Genomic DNA, 2,698 nt, shown 5'->3' on the forward strand with positions numbered 1-2,698 from the left:
GAGGGATTGTCGCCAAACAAAGATCCGGGTGGGCGCTCGGGCAAATTCTCTGTTTGGCTGGGAAGAGCATAGCATTCGGGGGCCTTGCGGTCCCCGAATCATCACCTGTTATCTAAACTGTTAGATTAGGCAGTCAATTAAAATCGAAACGCATTGACCATCCCCCAACGGGGTCACGCCGCAAATCCACATGAGCATCGAGGACGGTAGCGGAAGCATGGAATTGGCCCCGAGCTGTATGTAGATCGCTACGACGTTGACAAGCAGCAGCATGCCAATCGGACCGAAGCCGGACCCAAAATAGGAAACAACGATTACGCAAGAAACCACGTATGCAAGGCAGGCAGCGGCAGCAAGAACAAGTCGATAGCAAAATACATGCAGGTTGAAATACTGCTGAGCATCCAAAACGATTACGCAGTTAAGACAGTACAAAACGACACTCGACAGGATAAACGCGCCCAAAAGGGCAAAAGAAGACAGCACCACTCGCGCAACGATAGCGCACACACGCTTCCCTCCCCGAGCCTCCGACAACCCCCACGGTTCCTCAATAAAGCCCGAACTGACAAAGCGCGGCACAATGCAAGCCGCGATGAACGGAAAGAACAATGCATGAGCCAACGGGGCTACGTTGAAAAGCAGACCGCGAAAAACCTCTGCATTACCAAATAGAAGGACATCCTCTGCCGATAGCCGAAGTGTCGGGTCTGGGAAAAAGCCCAAGAAACTGTTCTCACGGAGGCTACAGAACCACATCGGGAAAGAATTAAGCTGCAATACCACCATGCACGCATAAATTACCAGGATTAAGGCGTACGTCCATTTGCTCACATGCCTCAATTCTGAATGAAGAAATCTTCTAGTCTGGCGAGCCATTGAGCACACCCCCAGCACGAAAGCTCACGAGAGCGTAAATCAATACCGATAGACAGCTGGCTGCCGCGCCATACCCCAGAAGCGTCAGCTGCCCCATATCGCTATACCCAAGGGCACATCCGACTCCAAGGTACGGCCCCGGAAGAAAGAAGATCCATCGCAAGGACGGTATGGGCGTCTGAAGGTAAGTTCCGTAGAGCGTCAAGCTCATGACAAATCCAATAATTATCGCAGCCCCGCTCAATACAGCGCTGCCTGTAATCCGATAGATGGTCGTCGTCTCCAACGCAACCGATATCACCAATACGGCGTTGACTATCAATGCGGGCAAAAATACAGTTAGCATGTCGTGCGAGTAGTTATGCCCTCCACGTATTATGGCTATTGCAAAAAGAAGAAGGCAAAGCGCACTATATGCTGCGCCAATTATTAAAGCAGACGAAAATGCATGGGCTAGAGCCCCATAAAAGCGGCTGAGACCTCTTGCCAAAGAAATTCGGCAGCCCTCTTCATAGCCACGCTCCTGTAGAATTACCAGGCAAACGATGAGCGGCACAAGCAGAGCTGTGCCGGCAAAGGCGCTACGCACAAGAGACTCATCGGGTGCAGAAGGATCGATTACATTCCAGCAGAAGCCAATATCCTCCCCAAAAACGCTATTGCCAAAGGCGAGCAACGTTGTTCCGTTTTTTAGAAAGATGCCGAAGAGAAGGCCGAACGCCAGCATAAGCGCAAGACCAAACTTCGCCGGAAATATCCTGTGCAAACGCATCATATCTGCCTTTATGGGATGGATCGCCCGCTTCATAGCGAGACCGCCTTCATCAAGCGCCTGTAATACTCTTTTAGGGACGACGCCTCATCCCTTATGACGTCCATCGATTCCTTTTTTAGCAGTTCGCCGTCATGAATAAACAGGCAGCTTGTTGCAACCGATGCCAACTCATCCAAATCATGACTAGAGATGAGCATGGTCTTACCCTGCTCTCGATTCAATCGACCGATAAGGGCCCATATACTCTCGATGCCCAGCGGGTCCAACCCGTTTGCTGGCTCATCAAAAATAAGCAGGTCAGTGTCACCCAACAAAGCCGTAGCTATATCCAGTCGCCGTTTCATTCCCAGAGAAAAACTGCTCACGCTCTTTTTTTCATCGGCATCCAGTCCAACTAGGTTCAAAACGCGAGGAACCTCACGATTCTCATCAAGCCCCCATTCCGCACATCGGATCCGAAGATTCTCAGCCGCACTGAGGGATTGGTATGCTCCGCAGGAATCTGGCACATAGCCGACACGCGTCCGCATCAGGCTCAGCTCTTTTTTCGACTTGCCCCCAAAGAGTTCCACGCTCCCCGACGACGGTTCGCAGAGGCCCAAGACGATTTTAATAAGCGTGCTTTTGCCCGCACCGTTTGCACCAACAAGGGCAAGGAGCTCAGACTGATGCACCTCGAAGGAAACGTCATGCAAAACGCGCCGTTTCCCGTAGCGCTTTGACACCTTTGATAACTTTATCGCTGATGCGTCCATCGGCCTCCCGTTCTGCTTGATAGCAAAACCGCTCATATCGTTCCTTCTTTCCTTTATCGTTTTTCATAGTTGTTATTGTTTTTCGATAACTCATATTTGTCAAGGTAATCTAAAAGAAAGAACCCGTGTTAGACACGGGCCCCTTTACGCTGATATTTCGTTATCTAACAGTTTAGATAACGGGTGATGCCGCACCTATCCCAAGCTGCGGTAAGTCGCGTCGGCCATCAGGATATGGCGCACCACCCTTGCAGTCGGGTCCCACCTGTCGCGCGCCTGGTTGACCCTG

3 protein-coding genes are annotated in these 2,698 nt (G+C 51.0%); all 3 read right to left on the reverse strand.

All coding sequences use genetic code 11. From position 1 onward, the window contains the following. Positions 1–120: 120 nt before the first annotated feature. The 3 genes from RX395_RS09595 to RX395_RS09605 are packed head-to-tail and all read right to left on the reverse strand — an operon-like array spanning position 121 to position 2,445. Positions 121–879 carry a hypothetical protein gene (locus RX395_RS09595; RefSeq protein WP_316367225.1) on the reverse strand — a complete coding sequence of 253 codons (759 nt, stop codon included), beginning with the start codon at positions 877–879 and terminating at the stop codon, positions 121–123. Beyond that, complete coding sequence (locus tag RX395_RS09600; protein WP_316367227.1) at positions 863–1,687, reverse strand: hypothetical protein; 825 nt, start codon at positions 1,685–1,687, stop codon at positions 863–865. Before RX395_RS09600 ends, RX395_RS09595 begins: the two co-directional genes overlap by 17 nt. Next, a complete protein-coding gene (locus RX395_RS09605; protein WP_316367229.1) occupies positions 1,684–2,445 on the reverse strand; it encodes an ABC transporter ATP-binding protein in 762 nt (253 codons plus the stop codon). Before RX395_RS09605 ends, RX395_RS09600 begins: the two co-directional genes overlap by 4 nt. Between the last annotated feature and the right edge of the window lie 253 nt (positions 2,446–2,698).

Origin of the sequence: Collinsella aerofaciens (genome assembly GCF_032584215.1) — a bacterium.
Lineage (GTDB): Bacteria > Actinomycetota > Coriobacteriia > Coriobacteriales > Coriobacteriaceae > Collinsella.

Coding starts and splice junctions, on each gene's coding strand:
- RX395_RS09605 (WP_316367229.1), bottom strand. CDS start 2,445: ATGAGCGGTTTTGCTATCAAGCAGAACGGGAGGCCGATGGACGCATCA.
- RX395_RS09595 (WP_316367225.1), bottom strand. CDS start 879: ATGGCTCGCCAGACTAGAAGATTTCTTCATTCAGAATTGAGGCATGTG.
- RX395_RS09600 (WP_316367227.1), bottom strand. CDS start 1,687: ATGAAGCGGGCGATCCATCCCATAAAGGCAGATATGATGCGTTTGCAC.